A 14697-nucleotide genomic window follows, 5' to 3' on the forward strand; every position below is an offset into this window, starting at 1 on the left:
AGCCTCCTGTTTTCTTTGTTATTAGGACTCCATAGCCTTAACCGAAGCGTATTGGCTTATAGCGAGGGTATGTGGAGCGTGTGGTGCAGCACTGACTGATCACACTCTCCAATGATTATTATTAATGACTAAGTACTTTATTCCTTGGAAGTCCTTTGTGTGAAGTTGAAAATTAAATTAACTCAATCACAAAACTACCTCAAAACTATCAGTAGTTAGAGCCGGAAACGAGGTAGCACCCAATTGTGCAAATTTACCCCCCGAATTAATATCAGCAAAACCATCCGCTGAACCATTGGGGTTATAAAAGAGACTACCATTAAGGCTATTGTAAACAATTTTAGCACTACTAACTGCTGCTAAACTATCGTTCGTCACTGTGGCAAAGTCTGTGGAATCTAATGCAGTTGGGAAGAGCGAGTTACTGAGAGCGGTGAAGGTATATTTCGATAGTTGGATCTTGTCTTGAGCAGGAGTGAAATCATTAATAGTATCAACTCCGAGTTCCCTAATATCAAACTTTGATCCTGTTGCAAATGCAAACTTATCTGAACCTGCGCCTCCTATTAAGATGTCGTCCCCACTATCTCCCTGAAGGTAATCGTTGCCGTTGGCACCGATCAGAATATCTTTTCCACTACTGCCAAAGAGAATATCATCACCCTTGCCCCCCACGAGCTTGTCGTCATCACTACCCCCATCTATTCTGTCGGCACCAGATCCACCAAAAAGGGTGTCAGAACCCGCCCCCCCATCGATGTAATGGTTCCCAGCAACACCAGAAAGCGAAATACTGTCATTACCGCCCTCAGCAAAAATAACCTTATTGCCAGGTGAAAAATCCCTTTTATTAAGGGTATCGTCTCCATTTGTGGTAGCAACATCAGTACTTATCACATTTCTGGATCGAGCAATTCCCTCTTTTATGGCATCACCAACATTCTCACTTTCAGAACCAAGAGTCAGTACATCACCTCGACCAAGCTTAGTAACTAGTTTCTCGTAATCGGCTACAACATCACTCGTAGTTAAAAAAATTGGAATAATGTTATTTGCTTCTAGCGCAGTTTTTACTTGTCCAATCTCTGGATAATCTTCATAAGGATCAATTACACCATCTCCATTATTGGCAATAGTATTACTTGGACTAACTGCTGCCCGATCGCCGGCAACGTGATAAACACTATCAGTGGCTAGGAAAACAACGCGAAATGAACCTACTCTGTAACCAAGGCTGCTACCGCTATCTAAAGCTGCATACAAGAGTGCGTCTAATTGTGATTCGGGCCCATCATTGCCACCAAAAGCTTCAAAGCCAAAAATTTTGTCTTTAATTGTTGTTACATTATTTGTCAAAGGGACTTCTGCTTGATATACATAGTCAGCGTAACCACCAAAAGGCGGAATTGGCTTATCCTTGAAAGAGGCAATACCAAATTTAAGGTCACGACCAAAGATACTTGCTAAAAGCGGGTTGGTTAACTGATTTACCGTCGCCGCAAGTTCAGCTTTCAACTCGACCAATTCGTGATCATCTGACGCTGTTAAGTCTTGTAGCAGAACAATATCAGATATTAAAGTCATAGTTTATTCCTCTGACTATATTTAATTAATCGGTTGTATTGCAAAGTGCAATAACACTATTTCAGCCTGATACTAGCAGGGTTGATTGATTTAAGATAGTACTTCAACTGAAGAAATATAATCTCTTTCAAAAAATAAGCCAACGGTTCTACGTTTAAGCCTACCCAAGGCACACAATACGAGGTGGGTGTCAAAGCGGATTTGAGTGACAGACTGTCTGTAACCCTGGCTGCTTACCAGATCACAAAAACCAACGTCCTGACCACCGATCCCAACAATCCTGATTTTTCCATTCAAGTCGGAGAGCAACGTAGTCAAGGCATTGAGTTCGATATCGCTGGCGAAATTCTGATCGATTGGAAAATTATTGCCTCTTATGCTCATACTAATGCTGAAATCACGAAAGATAATCTATTCCCAGTTGGGAATTTGTTTTCCAATGTGGCGAAGAATACTGCCAGTCTGTGGACAACCTATGAAATCCAACGTGGGAGTTTACAAGGTTTGGGATTTGGATTGGGACTGTATTATGTGGGGGATAGACAGGGCGATTTGGAGAATACTGTTGTGTTCAGCTACTTCCGCACAGATGCAGCACTTTATTACAAACGCAACAACTGGAAATTTGCGCTCAATATCAAGAATCTCTTCGATGAGAAATACTACGAAACTAGCCAGGCAAGAAGTATCATCTATCCTGGTGCGCCATTGACAGTGTTGGGCACAATTTCGTGGGAGTTTTAGTGACTGCGGTAGGGAGTTAGGGGATGAAGGGGTTGGAGTTTGAGCTTGGGGTTATTTTACATCGGCCATCGCCAGGGAGACTTGAACAACTCGTTTACTCTACCAAGTTATTTACGCACGGATGCTGCTATCTTCTACAATCAGGGAGGTTTTCGAGCCGCACTCAATGTTAGGAATCTGTTTGATGTTGACTATTTTGAGAGTTCCCAAAGCAGACTGCGAGTTTTCCCAGGCGATCCGTTGACGGTAGTGGGGTCGATTTCTTGGGAGTTTTAGCCCAACTCTAACCTGAAGTTCCCCCATGCATTTGTACTAACATGCCTGTAAGCTTGATTGAGCACTTGATCGCTTGTGAGTGGTTAGAGCGATCGCACAAATGTCTGCGAGGGTGTGGGAAAAGGTGACATCAGCGATTGAGACTGGCTTTCGGAGATATTTAACCACGCCTAAATCTTGATTCTCTGGATCTGCTGCTATGCGTCAACTCTGTGTGTCAAGAAAACTTAACACTTAGTTGTAATTACTTGCCTACTTCCGGTAATATTTATTTTCAAGTAGATAATGACTATTTTCAATAAATAGCAACTGTTTGCTGGTTTATTAGACCTCTTGCATAAATGCTTAAATTGTCATATTAAGCGGAGCGATACATCTAGTGAGATTCTTCTCTCCACTGCGTTTCGTACCCTGCGGGAACGCTGCGCGAACAGAATGACATACCTGATTTTGGGACTTTTGCAAGAGGTCTATTGAGAGTAGTGGCAAGTGAAGATGTAGGTGTAGGGGTGGAAATGGTCTTAAGGCAAATATTAAAGATTCTTTTGGCTACAAGTTGTGTTTGGTTGTGGGTTGCAATTAGTGCAGCTGCTGAAGTGTCCTTTCAAAAAGTACAAAATAAAACTGCGTTCGCAAAAGTACTAGGCAATTCTAGAACGATTAGAGAGATTCCTCTCCTTAGTGAAATAGAACGTCCTACCAGCAGTGCTCAACATTTAGTACAGTCACCAACACCAACCAACCCCCTCCAGAATCAAGGTGAAGTAGTGCAGGTGACAGGAGTAAAAGCTAATCCCACTCCCCAAGGTGTGGAAATAATTTTACAAACTCTTGGTGGGCAACAGTTGCAACTGTTAAATCGTACTGCTGGCAATAGCTTTATTATTGACGTTCCCAACGCACAATTGCGTTTACCTAATGGCGATGCATACACATTCCGCTCAGAGAAACCAATTACGGGTCTTAGTGAAATAACAGTCACTAACTTTGATGCCAAGACTATCCGAGTTACGGTGACGGGTGAAGCGGGTGTACCAATTGTCAAGTTGTATGACAGTGCCAACGAAGGTCTGATCTTCAGTGTAGCTAGTACTGCACAAAGAGCGCAACAGGGGCAGCAACCTCAAACACAACAACCACCACAGCAGCCAGGGTTGCAGACACAACCAACTCAACCATCAGCTAGTGGTAATGAACCGATTGAGTTAGTGGTGACGGGCGAGCAGGATGGATACCGTGTACCAAATACCTCTACTGCCACCAAAACCGATACACCCCTGCGTGACATTCCTGCCTCAATTCAAATAGTGCCCCGACAGGTGTTACAAGACCAAAAAGCAGTGCGGCTACAGGATGCAGTGCAAAACGTCAGCGGCGTGACGCAAGCAGGCAACTACGGGGGTACAGGAGCTGCTCGCTATGTCATTCGTGGTTTTGAGCAGGATGGAAATTTTAGAAATGGATTCCGCGATGCCGATTTCTTCACATTGTCAGAAATAGCAAACTTGGAACGGGTTGAAGTACTCAAGGGACCAGCTTCAGTCCTTTTCGGTCAAGCTGAACCGGGTGGGATTATCAACCTTGTCACAAAGCAACCGCTGAGTGAACCTTATTACGCTGCTGACTTCACCGCAGGAAGCTACAGTTTTTATCGTCCCACATTCGATATCTCTGGTCCACTGAATGCGGACAAAACTCTGTTATATCGCTTGAATGTTGCTTACCAAAACTCCGGGAGTTTTCGTGACTTTGTTGACACCGAACGTATCTTCATCGCACCATCTCTAACCTGGAAAATCGACACCTACACAACATTAAACCTTGATTTTGAGTATTTAAACAATAATACCCAATTTGATCGAGGCATCGTCGCTATTGGTAACAGACCTGCCCCAATTCCGATTAGTCGGTTCTTAGGGGTTCCAGGAGAAAATGATTCTAAAACCACAGCTTACAGAGCTGGCTATAGATTAGAACATCAGTTTAGTAAAAATTGGCAGCTTCGCAATGCTCTTTCCATTACTATAAACAAGATAAATGATAACCGTGCAGAACCAGGAGACTTGATCGATGATCGGTTTTTGGATAGGAATTTTACAAATGCTAAATTTGAAACTGACAACTACAGTCTCCAAACAGAGGTCATAGGAAAGTTTGCAACCGGGTCAATTATCCACCAACCGCTTTTGGGAATAGAGCTAAACCGAAGCGAAGGTCCGCTGATTTTTAGCAGAGGTATTTTGTCACCTATCGATATTTTTAGTCCGGTGAATAACAGCGTTATCCCTACCAATCCTTTAACAACTTTTGTTAATAGACAAAATCGCACTGATAGATTAGGAATTTACCTGCAAGATCAGATTACCCTACTGGATAATTTGAAGCTGCTAGTCGGAGGGCGTTTCGATTTTACCGAGCAGAAAAGTGACAATTTACTTGCCTCAACTAGCACCAGTCAATCTGACCAAGCCTTCAGCCCTCGGGTTGGTCTTGTCTACCAGCCGATACCAGCAATTTCTCTCTACGCTAGCTACAGCAGTTCTTTTGTTCCTAACATTGGTACTTCAGTCAATGGTTCTACATTTGATCCTGCCCAAGGTACACAATACGAGGTGGGTGTTAAAGCCGATTTGAGTAACCGACTGTCTGCAACCCTGGCTGCTTACCAGATTACAAAAACTAACGTCCTGACCACCGATCCCAACAATCTTGATTTTTCCATTCAAGTTGGAGAGCAACGTAGTCGAGGCGTTGAGTTCGATATCGCTGGCGAAATTCTGACTGGTTGGAAAATTATTGCCTCTTACGCTTATACTGATGCCCAAATCACCAAAGACAATGAATATGCAGTTGGGAATTTGTTGGAAAGCGTTGCTAAGAATACTGCCAGCCTATGGACAACCTATGAAATCCAACGGGGAAGTTTGCAAGGTTTGGGATTTGGATTGGGACTGTATTATGTGGGCGATAGACAGGGCGATTTGGATAACAGTTTTGTGTTGCCCAGCTACTTCCGCACGGATGCAGCACTTTATTACAAACGCAATAATTGGAAGGCTGCAATCAATATCAAGAATCTTTTTGATGAAAAATATTACGAAAGTAGCCAGGGAAGCGATACTATCTATCCCGGTGCGCCGTTAACGGTGTTGGGCACAATTTCGTGGGAGTTTTAGTGCCTGCGGTAGGCAGGGCAAACGCATCTAAATATTGACAAGCCTGAATCTTGGTGAAAGACACCAAGATTCAAACCACATAAGGCTTTGGTGGAAATTAAATATCACTATTTATGGAAATGATAATCATTACGAGGGGGAGTTAGAGGCAGCCGACGGCTGCCTGAATTTTCATGGTCAGTTCTCAAGTCACTAAATAGCGTAGGTTTTCTCACAGTCTGATTCTCAATAGTTTTAAATTAATGACTAGGAATCAAGAGAAGATCAGCGCAAAGAAAAACTCAATTTATGCGATCGCCTCCGGCGGGCGGTTACGCCATCGCTAACCGACCAAAGTGACTTTTACAGATGTTGTGAAAATAACTAAGGAGAAGCGTGTAAAACGTGGAATAAAAAACAAACAGTTTCTCGCCGCGATGGATGATAACTATTTAACAAGAGTTTTAGCGTTAGCTTAAAATAGTATATCAAAACTTGAATTGAAATTTTTACGTCGAAGTTTAACTTTTCTGGAGGAAAAGCATACTTTTCTGTACGGCTCAATGAGTTTTTTTAGTATTAATATATAGTGATTTATCTAGAGATAAGCTAATCTATATTATTGAAAATTTAGGAATTTATTTTATTTATAGTTGTAGCAATTTGTAGGATTATCTATGTCATTTTTAAATCTTTTTTAGTTTTATTAGTAAATAAGATGCGTTCGCCCTGGCCTTGATTCCGTTTGTCTGGGGCAAGTGATGCTGAGTTACTTAATTCGTTGTTACCCTACTTAACGAGAGAGAATGTCACGAGATATGAGTTAAGCTAAAGTGCGTCAATCGGTCAGCAATGAAGACAATGCTTTGGATTAGAGGATGAATCAGTATTTTGCAACGGTTGCTCGCGGATTAGAAAGCCTTGCGGCTCAGGAGTTAGAGCAACTGGGTGCCCATTCCGTGGAGCCAGGGTTTTGCGGTGTAGCCTTTGAGGGCGATCGCACCCTGCTTTATCGCGTCAACCTCTGGGCTAGGCTGCCGTTCCGAATCTTGGTGAACATCCATGAGTTTCCATGCCTTGATGCCAAGGATCTCTATCGCGGTATCCAGAGCATCGATTGGGTAAACTATTTGACGCCAGACATGACGCTGGCGGTGAATACCACGGGCAAAAACGATCGCCTCAACCACTCCCACTTCACATCTCTCCAAATCAAAAATGCGATCGTTGACCAGCAGCAGCAAAATCTGGGTGAGCGTTCAAATGTAGAGCTTGATGAACCAGATGTACGGATCAATGTTCATATTGAACGCGACTTTTGTACCGTCAAACTCGACAGTTCTGGAAATAGTTTGCACCGCCGAGGCTACCGCCCTGCGGTTGGATCAGCCCCTCTCAAGGAATCTCTGGCTGCTGCCCTGATTCAACTTTCAGGTTGGCAGCCAAACCAGATGTTCTACGATCCTCTTTGTGGGTCTGGCACTTTACCCCTGGAAGCTAGTTTAAAGGCTCTCAACATAGCACCAGGGCTGTTTCGCGATTGCTTTGGATTTGAAACTTGGCTCGATTTTGATCTGTCCCTTTTAGAAAAGCTGCTCCAAGAAGCTAAGGATAGCCAACTGCATACCCTGACTGCGCCTATTTGGGGAAGCGATCGCGATGAGAACGTGATTGAGCAGGCGATTAACAATGCTCAAAACTGCGGCGTTGATAACCATGTATGGTTTTCTCAAATGGAGCTTGCCGATGTTGTCGCCCCCGCAGACAGTGGAGTTTTATTCTGCAATCCACCCTATGGCGAACGCCTGGGGCGAGATAGCGACTTGGGAGCATTTTACAAACTCTTGGGCGATGTCCTGAAACAACGCTTCAAAGGCTGGACTGCATTTGTCCTGAGTGGCAACAAGGAACTGTCTCAATCGATTGGACTAAAATCATCCCAGCGGATTGCAGTGTACAACGGAACGCTGCCCTGTCAGTTAATGAAATATGAGTTGTACTAAGTACAGTTCATATTTGACAGGACTTACGCAAAATCATGAAAAAACGAACCGCAAAGGAGAGGCAGCGCGTTGCGGGGGTTCCCCCCGTTGTAGCGACTGCCGTCGCAAAGGACACAAAGGAATAAGGTTTCAGAGAGTTATTGCGTAAGTCCTATTTGATTAATTCGTAGCGAATTAAATTTGGTAATACCTTGCAATGCCAATGCATCCCAATACAATGTTAATGCGTTCCTCTGCAATGCCAATGCATCCCGATACAATGTTAATGCTTGGCCGCAATGCCAATGCATCCCGATACAATGTTAATGCGTTGGCCGCATTGTTAATGCATCCCGGTACAATGTTAATGCGTTGGCCGCAATGCCAATGCATCCCCCTGCATTAAAAACGCTACGCTTTTATGTAAAACTGTACTAAGACAGAATCGATCAGATTTTGCGATTTATGGTTTGTAGTATGTTTAAGGCGATCGCTCTCAACTACTTCTGCTCAGTAAAAAATACATTGCCTCAAAATTTAGTGACATTGGGGATGTGCTGTATTGTCGGGGTTTGTCAGAGCTGCAACCTAAATCCGCTCTTGTGTAGCATTGGCTATCTCAATAGACTCATATAGAGTCAGTGAGATTTTTAATCCTGTTTCATAAATTTAAGTTGAGCTAAAAAAAACTTCAACTCTTTTCTGAGCATAGATTCTAACAGTTAAAATCACAAATGCTTTAAAAAAGTGCCAGTATGATCTGTGACTGAGAACCTGCAATTTATTTATTGCTAAAAGGCTATTTATGTCAGACCTATTTACCTTTACCGTTACCAATAAAACCGAACTGACAATTACAGAGTTATGGGTATCTGTCGATGATCAGGAGTGGGCTTCATTTAGCTTGGGTGAGTCAGGGATTCCATCAGGTCAAACAGCAACAATTGCTTGGGCTGAATATACAAATGGTTCGCCCTGTGAATGGTACATCTCTGCTGTATTTGAAGATGAATCAGAAAGTGAGTCAGCCCTATTTAACTTCTGTAAAGAACCAGCTTTAACAATCGGATAAATTCTTCACTGCGATCGCTATAAAGCGGGCGTGTACGCCATCGCGCTTGATAGATGATTCTATATCGACTCCAGACATAAAAACAAAAGCCCTACCTCAAAAGCATCTAGGTAGGGCTTAATATTAGAATTGATACATAATCGATCAGGTTTTGCGATTTCCAGTTTGTAGTATGTTTAAAGCGATCGCTCTCAACTACTTAGACTTCGGACTCTTGGCAGCTTACAGTAGGTATCGCGATCGCCTTAAAGAAATTGACAATCTAGCTACTTGAGTAAACGAATAAAGCTTGCTTTGTCATTTGCCCTATTTTGTCGGGCTGAAACAGGTTTCATCCTTACTTATCAGACAAAGCTGTTTCTGACCCAGATCGGTTTTAAATTTCACCTGATAAGTTTCGTTTTCCGCAGGCAAAGTTTTTGTGTAGTTGTTTGCTCTGTCGCACGAAAAGTCACGAGTGAAAGTTGCTGGAGACCAGTTAATTGTCATCGTACTGCCGCTCAGACTGGCTTTTCCTTTTCGAGATTGGAAAATTTGCTGGTTGCAGCTGCCGTTCATTACGTTCATTATTCCCGTAAACTCGACCGTTCCGTTCGGCATAAATTGATAAGTGAAACGCGAACCGTTTGATCCGATATATGCGCCACTCGTGCTTATAGCACTGTTTCCGGTATGCGTCCAAACCCATTTTCCAACTAGAGACGAAATCTCTCCAACGCTACCAGATGAATCACCAGCATCATTTGAAGCGGTTTCAGCCGCGTGTGCGCTATCGTAAACAGACAGCAAAAGTTTGGCTTCTGCATCATTCGGTAAATTTCGCAATTGCCCTACAAATTCTCCGTTAAATGCCTGCCGAATCCGGCTTTGTTCCTCTTCATTCTTAGCACGAGCTTGGGTATAATTGGAAATTATATTGTCAATGCTTTTTCTGGTTTCATCTGGATTTTTGCGAAACTCATTTAATTTTATTGACTGATATTCATTGCGCTGTTCACTAGTGAATTTTGCTGAAAATGCCCATTCGTAAAAAGCGATAACTTTATCAATATCCGATTTATTGAGAGATTCGTTTTGAGCCGTTACTAATACTTTAGTTCCAGCAGCCTGGGCAGAAATATTTATAATCACTCCGTCCATCAAAAAGATATATAAAAATAAGATGGAAAAATATTTTAATTTGTTCATAATTACTGTAATTCTGTTGCCATTCAATTAATTTTCTCAGCAAGTGGGGAGTTTACAGTTCTTTGCAAGGAAATTAAGTACACTCCTCCCCAACCCTCCTCAAAGCATCGGGGAGGGTGCGCGACAGCGCGGGTGGGGTATTTTTGTACTTCACAAACTTGAAATCTGCTGTATATGCAAGATTACACCTGTAAGTGTGTGACGCACTAGTACGCTACGGCGTAAATATAGCAACCATTTAAAATCCCTAAAAAGCCCATTCCATAATACTTTTGACTTTTGACTTTTTATTTTTGACTTCCGCCTTGCGGTACTAGTTAGGTTGCCATTAAATTAATTGTAAACGTTCAGGGGGTACAAATAAGAATAAAAGCACCCAAAGCTAAATAATTTATATTACATTTGCAAGTTTCCAAAACTTATCAAGAGTAAAATCAAGCTATTATAAATGCACTTAATGTATTGACTAAAAAAAGCATTAGCACTTGTCCAATATAGAAGTTATTTCTGTGCCAAATCAGGAATATTTACACTCAGGGAGGCAATTAGTTATAGAAGCAGGTATATGTGTATTTGCTGTATAAAGCTAAACTGAAATTAAGTTGTTAATTGTTGTGATCTAGCAATCCTATTTGAGATCCGAACAGGGTTCATACTGATGTACCTTGGAAAAACCAAATTCTTGTTGATTGGTAAAGAACTTTAGTTTAGTACAAAAGTATTACTAGTTTGTATTTCATTTAGGATTGCTATAGTACTTGCAATACAACTTCCTCTAAAGACTTATTCAAACGTTTTGCTTGAGCATTCAGTGCTTGCTCTAAGTTATCAAGAAGGTTTGAGCCATAGATTGTTCTTCGGGCTAGATTATAACTATTTTAGGCGATCGCTCTCAACTCAAAATCGGATGCTGAGACTGCGTAGTTTACTGCCGTAGGCATCGCATTCACTATTTCAGATTTTACGCTCGCAATGTCAGATTTTGCGATTTAAAGATATAGAAATTGTAAAAAGTTTATGCAGGTGGACTGCTAGTACAGCTTGGCAAAAATAAATTTTTTCTCACTTAATGCATAATATTGATTTCTCACACCCATAAATATATAGAAGTCAAGTTTCACTTACAAAATAGGAAAAAAACATCATGAATCCAGTAATGCTGAATAATAAATTCACACTTTTGGCAGTTTTAATTGCCAGTTCCATAGGTGGATTTGCTATTTACCAGACAAGTGTATCGGCACAATCTTCACAGACTGTAACAGATGTAACTTTGTGGGATCAGCAAATTGGAAAAGGAGCATCATTTGATACGAACAATGCTGTAGCAGATTTAACTAAGTTTGGATTCAACAACAAAGCTTCAGCTATTCAAGTCAACAATGGTCAAAAGTGGAGATTCTACGCAGACAGAAACTTCAGAGGTGAATATATTGATGTAGGACCAGACGAGGCTCGTGGAAACCTTGGTAAGCTCAATAATAGAATCTCATCCCTCAAATCAATTCGTTAAGTCATCATCCAATACGGTTAGGATAAGTATTAGACAGCTAGGGGTAAGGCACTTGTCCTGAAAGTGGAGTATGTCACTTAATCTGATCTTCTGAATGCTTTCAACTAGGCGTTGCTGAATCATGGAATGATTTCGCCCAATTTGGAACGAATTTTCAATGATTTCAATCGCTGATTCATCCCGCATTTATGCAACGCCTGCTTTCAACTACTCGTACTTTGCACTCTTGGCAGCTTACCGTAGGTATCGCATTCACTATTTCAGATTTTGCACTCGCAATTTTTCAAAATACTTAAAGCCACTGCCTCCGCCACCTTGATACCATCGATACCAGCCGAGAGGATTCCCCCTGCGTATCCTGCTCCTTCACCACCCGGATAAAGACCGAGTGTATTTACGCTCTGATAATCTTCTTGGCGTTTAATCCGAATCGGTGATGACGTGCGAGTTTCCACCCCAGTCAACACGGCATCGTCCATTGCAAATCCTTTAATTTGTTTGTCAAAAGCGGGAAGTGCTTCACGGATGGCGGCGATCGCATAATCTGGTAAACTCTGACTCAAATCACCCAAATGTACCCCAGGTGTATAAGACGGTTTAACTGTGCCCAATACTGTAGAGGGGCGATGGTTGAGAAAATCACCCACCAACTGCCCTGGAGCTTCATAAGTCCCACCGCCTAATTCAAAAGCCCGTTCTTCCAAGCGTCGTTGGAAGTCAATTCCCGCTAAGGCATTTCCCGGATAATCTGCGGGGGTGATCCCCACAACGATCGCACTATTAGCATTGCGCTCATTACGAGAGTATTGGCTCATCCCATTGGTTACAAGTCGCCCCGGTTCTGATGCGGCTGCAACCACCAAGCCCCCCGGACACATACAAAAACTATAGACAGAACGACCATTTTGACAGTGATGAACCAGTTTGTAATCAGCAGCACCTAAAAGCTTATGACCAGCTTGAGCGCCAAAACGACATTGGTCAATGAGATACTGGGGATGTTCCACCCGAAAGCCGATGGAAAATGGTTTAGCCTCGATGTAAACCCCGCGATCAAATAGCATTTGGAAGGTATCGCGGGCGCTGTGACCCACCGCCAGAACTACATAATCGCTGGCGATATATTCCCCACTGGCGAGGGTGACTCCCCGCACCTGTCCATTTTCGATGTTGATATCTTCCACCCGACTTTGAAAGCGAATTTCACCGCCGAGAGATTCGATTTTGGCACGCATACTTTGGACGATTCCCACCAGTTTGAAAGTGCCGATGTGCGGTTTGTTGATATAGAGAATTTCCGGTGAAGCTCCCGCATTCACAAGTTCGGTTAGTACCTTGCGCCCATAATGCTGAGGATCTTTGACTTGACTGTAGAGTTTACCATCGGAAAATGTACCCGCACCACCTTCGCCAAACTGAACATTGGATTCTGGGTTGAAGTCTGATTTTTTCTTCCAAAAGTTAAAGGTATCAACGGTGCGATCGCGAACTTGTTTGCCACGTTCTAAAATGATTGGGCAAAAGCCCATTTGCGCGAGCATCAAACCCGCAAACAAGCCACAAGGCCCTGTACCAATCACGATGGGGCGAATCGCCAAATTGCTGGTAGCTCGTGCCACTGGGCGATAACTCATGTCTGGCGTGACCATCACATGGGGATCTCTTTTCAGGCGCTTGAGTAAATGAGTCTGGTGAGTCGTTTCTACATCCAGAATATAAACAAGGGTGATCTCTCCTTTTTTACGGGCATCGTAGCTACGCTTGAAGATGGAATAGCTGATCAATTCTTCGGCTGTGATTTGCAGCTTTTTCAAGATGGCAGACTTAATCTCATCTTCAGGATGATCAAGCGGGAGCTTTACTTCTGTTAGTCGTAACATAGCGAGGAGAAATGCATACTGTCTATTAAAATCTTAATCAAAATCACTGTGAGGCGGCTGATTTTCGTGGCTCAAACAAGACTGACAGCCGCCTCTAACATTCGTATTGTCCCAACATTCGCATCTATTTCCACTTCTACACCAATTGGCAAGGTAAATTTGTCTTTAATATGACCAATCATTGAACCGTACCAAGCAGGAATACCTAAAGGAAGTATCTGGTCTTGCAATACTTGCATTAAGGTAAATGATGGTTCATCCCCAAGACTACAATTAGTACATTGCCCAAAGATAAAGCCAGCAATTTGGTTAAGTATTCCAGCAGTTTTTAACTGCGTCAGCATCCTATCTACACGGTAAACATCCTCGCCAATTTCTTCCACAAACAGGATGCTTTTGTTCCAGGAAGGTAGGTAAGGTGAACCTACCATCGCTGATACCACTGACAAGTTTCCACCTACAAGTTTACCCCTCGCCTTTCCCGATGCGATTATCTCCACTCGCACTTCGCTAGGGTTAAGATTTTGCATAGTCACCGCTTCAGCATTAAATATAATGCGCTTGAAGTAATCGACTGTAAATTGATTCCAGGTAGACGTGGCAACTGGGCCATGAAAAGTAATCATTTGACTACGGGCATTAATTGCCAACAACAGCGTAGTAATATCGCTGTACCCCATAAGAATTTTCGGATGTGAGCGGATCAACGAGTAGTTTAGTAGAGGTAAAATGCGATTACAACCCCAGCCACCACGCATAGCAATAATTGCTTTTATGGAGCGATCGCTAAACATCAAGTTTAGATCATCGGCGCGATCAGCATCTTTCCCCGCTAAATAGCCATAACGATCTAAAATATGTTTCCCTAGCTTGACTTTTAATCCTAACTGTGAAATGGATTGCTGCGCTGCTTCAATATCTTTGACATTAACGATACCCGCAGGGGCGATTAATCCTATGGTATCGCCCATTTGCAGGCGGGGGGGCTTGCGGATGGTGTTTGGGGATAGCTTACCTTGGGCGGTAAGTGGTGATATTTGGGTGGCTAGGGTAGCCAGTCCACAGGTTGTAAGAAATTGCCGACGTTTGATAAGCATAACCATTGAGTTGGAGACTGGAGATTAGGAATAGTGACAAATTTTGCTGGAGACTCAAACCCCAACCAAGAGTAAATTCGGTTTCTTGAAAGAGGGTTATAAAAAGATTAAATCATTCATAGAAAAGTTAGATCCCCGACTTCTAAAAGAAGTCGGGGATCTGAATACCGCGATTTTTCACAAATCAAATAGGATTGCAATATCTA

At 42.6% G+C, this 14697-nt stretch carries 10 protein-coding genes and 1 pseudogene; 7 read left to right on the plus strand and 4 right to left on the minus strand.

Annotated features, from left to right (window positions below):
• Positions 1-186: 186 nt before the first annotated feature.
• Complete coding sequence (locus V7K40_RS08475) at positions 187-1584, minus strand: hypothetical protein (protein WP_334958551.1); 1398 nt, start codon at positions 1582-1584, stop codon at positions 187-189.
• Positions 1585-1743: 159 nt separating this feature from the next.
• Between V7K40_RS08475 and V7K40_RS08480 the strand changes: the two are divergent.
• From V7K40_RS08480 to V7K40_RS08505, 6 genes and pseudogenes are all read left to right on the plus strand, one after another.
• Positions 1744-2328: pseudogene (locus V7K40_RS08480) on the plus strand (TonB-dependent receptor); the annotation flags it as partial.
• Between the two features lie 39 nt (positions 2329-2367).
• Entirely contained in the window at positions 2368-2604 is a 237-nt protein-coding gene (locus V7K40_RS08485) for a hypothetical protein (protein ID WP_334958553.1), read from the plus strand.
• Positions 2605-3086: 482 nt separating this feature from the next.
• Positions 3087-5780 (plus strand): TonB-dependent siderophore receptor, encoded by a 2694-nt coding sequence (locus tag V7K40_RS08490; RefSeq protein WP_334958555.1) that lies wholly within the window; start codon positions 3087-3089, stop codon positions 5778-5780.
• 857 nt (positions 5781-6637) lie between these two features.
• A complete protein-coding gene (locus V7K40_RS08495; RefSeq protein ID WP_334958557.1) occupies positions 6638-7762 on the plus strand; it encodes a class I SAM-dependent RNA methyltransferase in 1125 nt (374 codons plus the stop codon).
• 784 nt (positions 7763-8546) lie between these two features.
• Positions 8547-8813 (plus strand): hypothetical protein, encoded by a 267-nt coding sequence (locus V7K40_RS08500; RefSeq protein ID WP_334721587.1) that lies wholly within the window; start codon positions 8547-8549, stop codon positions 8811-8813.
• A 151-nt stretch (positions 8814-8964) separates the two neighbouring features.
• Entirely contained in the window at positions 8965-9087 is a 123-nt protein-coding gene (locus tag V7K40_RS08505; RefSeq protein WP_334958559.1) for a hypothetical protein, read from the plus strand.
• Between the two features lie 32 nt (positions 9088-9119).
• On the opposite strand, the gene V7K40_RS08510 is transcribed toward V7K40_RS08505, so the two are convergent.
• Complete coding sequence (locus tag V7K40_RS08510; protein WP_334958561.1) at positions 9120-10001, minus strand: hypothetical protein; 882 nt, start codon at positions 9999-10001, stop codon at positions 9120-9122.
• Positions 10002-11145: 1144 nt separating this feature from the next.
• Here V7K40_RS08510 and V7K40_RS08515 point away from each other — a divergent pair.
• Positions 11146-11514, plus strand: coding sequence for a beta/gamma crystallin-related protein (locus V7K40_RS08515; RefSeq protein ID WP_334958563.1), 369 nt, complete (start codon positions 11146-11148; stop codon positions 11512-11514).
• 260 nt (positions 11515-11774) lie between these two features.
• Here the strand turns inward: V7K40_RS08515 and V7K40_RS08520 are convergent, their stop codons facing one another.
• Positions 11775-13394: an NAD(P)/FAD-dependent oxidoreductase gene (locus tag V7K40_RS08520; protein WP_334958565.1), complete on the minus strand. Its 1620-nt coding sequence runs from the start codon at positions 13392-13394 to the stop codon at positions 11775-11777.
• Between the two features lie 71 nt (positions 13395-13465).
• The gene (locus V7K40_RS08525) at positions 13466-14491 is read right to left on the minus strand and encodes an LD-carboxypeptidase (RefSeq protein ID WP_334958567.1); all 1026 of its coding nucleotides are present in this window, start codon (positions 14489-14491) and stop codon (positions 13466-13468) included.
• Positions 14492-14697: the final 206 nt, after the last annotated feature.

It is taken from the genome of Nostoc sp. (assembly GCF_036917195.1).
Classification (GTDB): Bacteria; Cyanobacteriota; Cyanobacteriia; order Cyanobacteriales; family Nostocaceae; genus Nostoc.

What these genes read in the sequence shown, in the direction of transcription:
- V7K40_RS08520 (WP_334958565.1), bottom strand. Translation starts at nt 13,394, where the DNA reads ATGTTACGACTAACAGAAGTAAAGCTCCCGCTTGATCATCCTGAAGAT.
- V7K40_RS08500 (WP_334721587.1), top strand. Translation starts at nt 8,547, where the DNA reads ATGTCAGACCTATTTACCTTTACCGTTACCAATAAAACCGAACTGACA.
- V7K40_RS08525 (WP_334958567.1), bottom strand. Translation starts at nt 14,491, where the DNA reads ATGCTTATCAAACGTCGGCAATTTCTTACAACCTGTGGACTGGCTACC.
- V7K40_RS08495 (WP_334958557.1), top strand. Translation starts at nt 6,638, where the DNA reads ATGAATCAGTATTTTGCAACGGTTGCTCGCGGATTAGAAAGCCTTGCG.
- V7K40_RS08515 (WP_334958563.1), top strand. Translation starts at nt 11,146, where the DNA reads ATGAATCCAGTAATGCTGAATAATAAATTCACACTTTTGGCAGTTTTA.
- V7K40_RS08510 (WP_334958561.1), bottom strand. Translation starts at nt 10,001, where the DNA reads ATGAACAAATTAAAATATTTTTCCATCTTATTTTTATATATCTTTTTG.
- V7K40_RS08475 (WP_334958551.1), bottom strand. Translation starts at nt 1,584, where the DNA reads ATGACTTTAATATCTGATATTGTTCTGCTACAAGACTTAACAGCGTCA.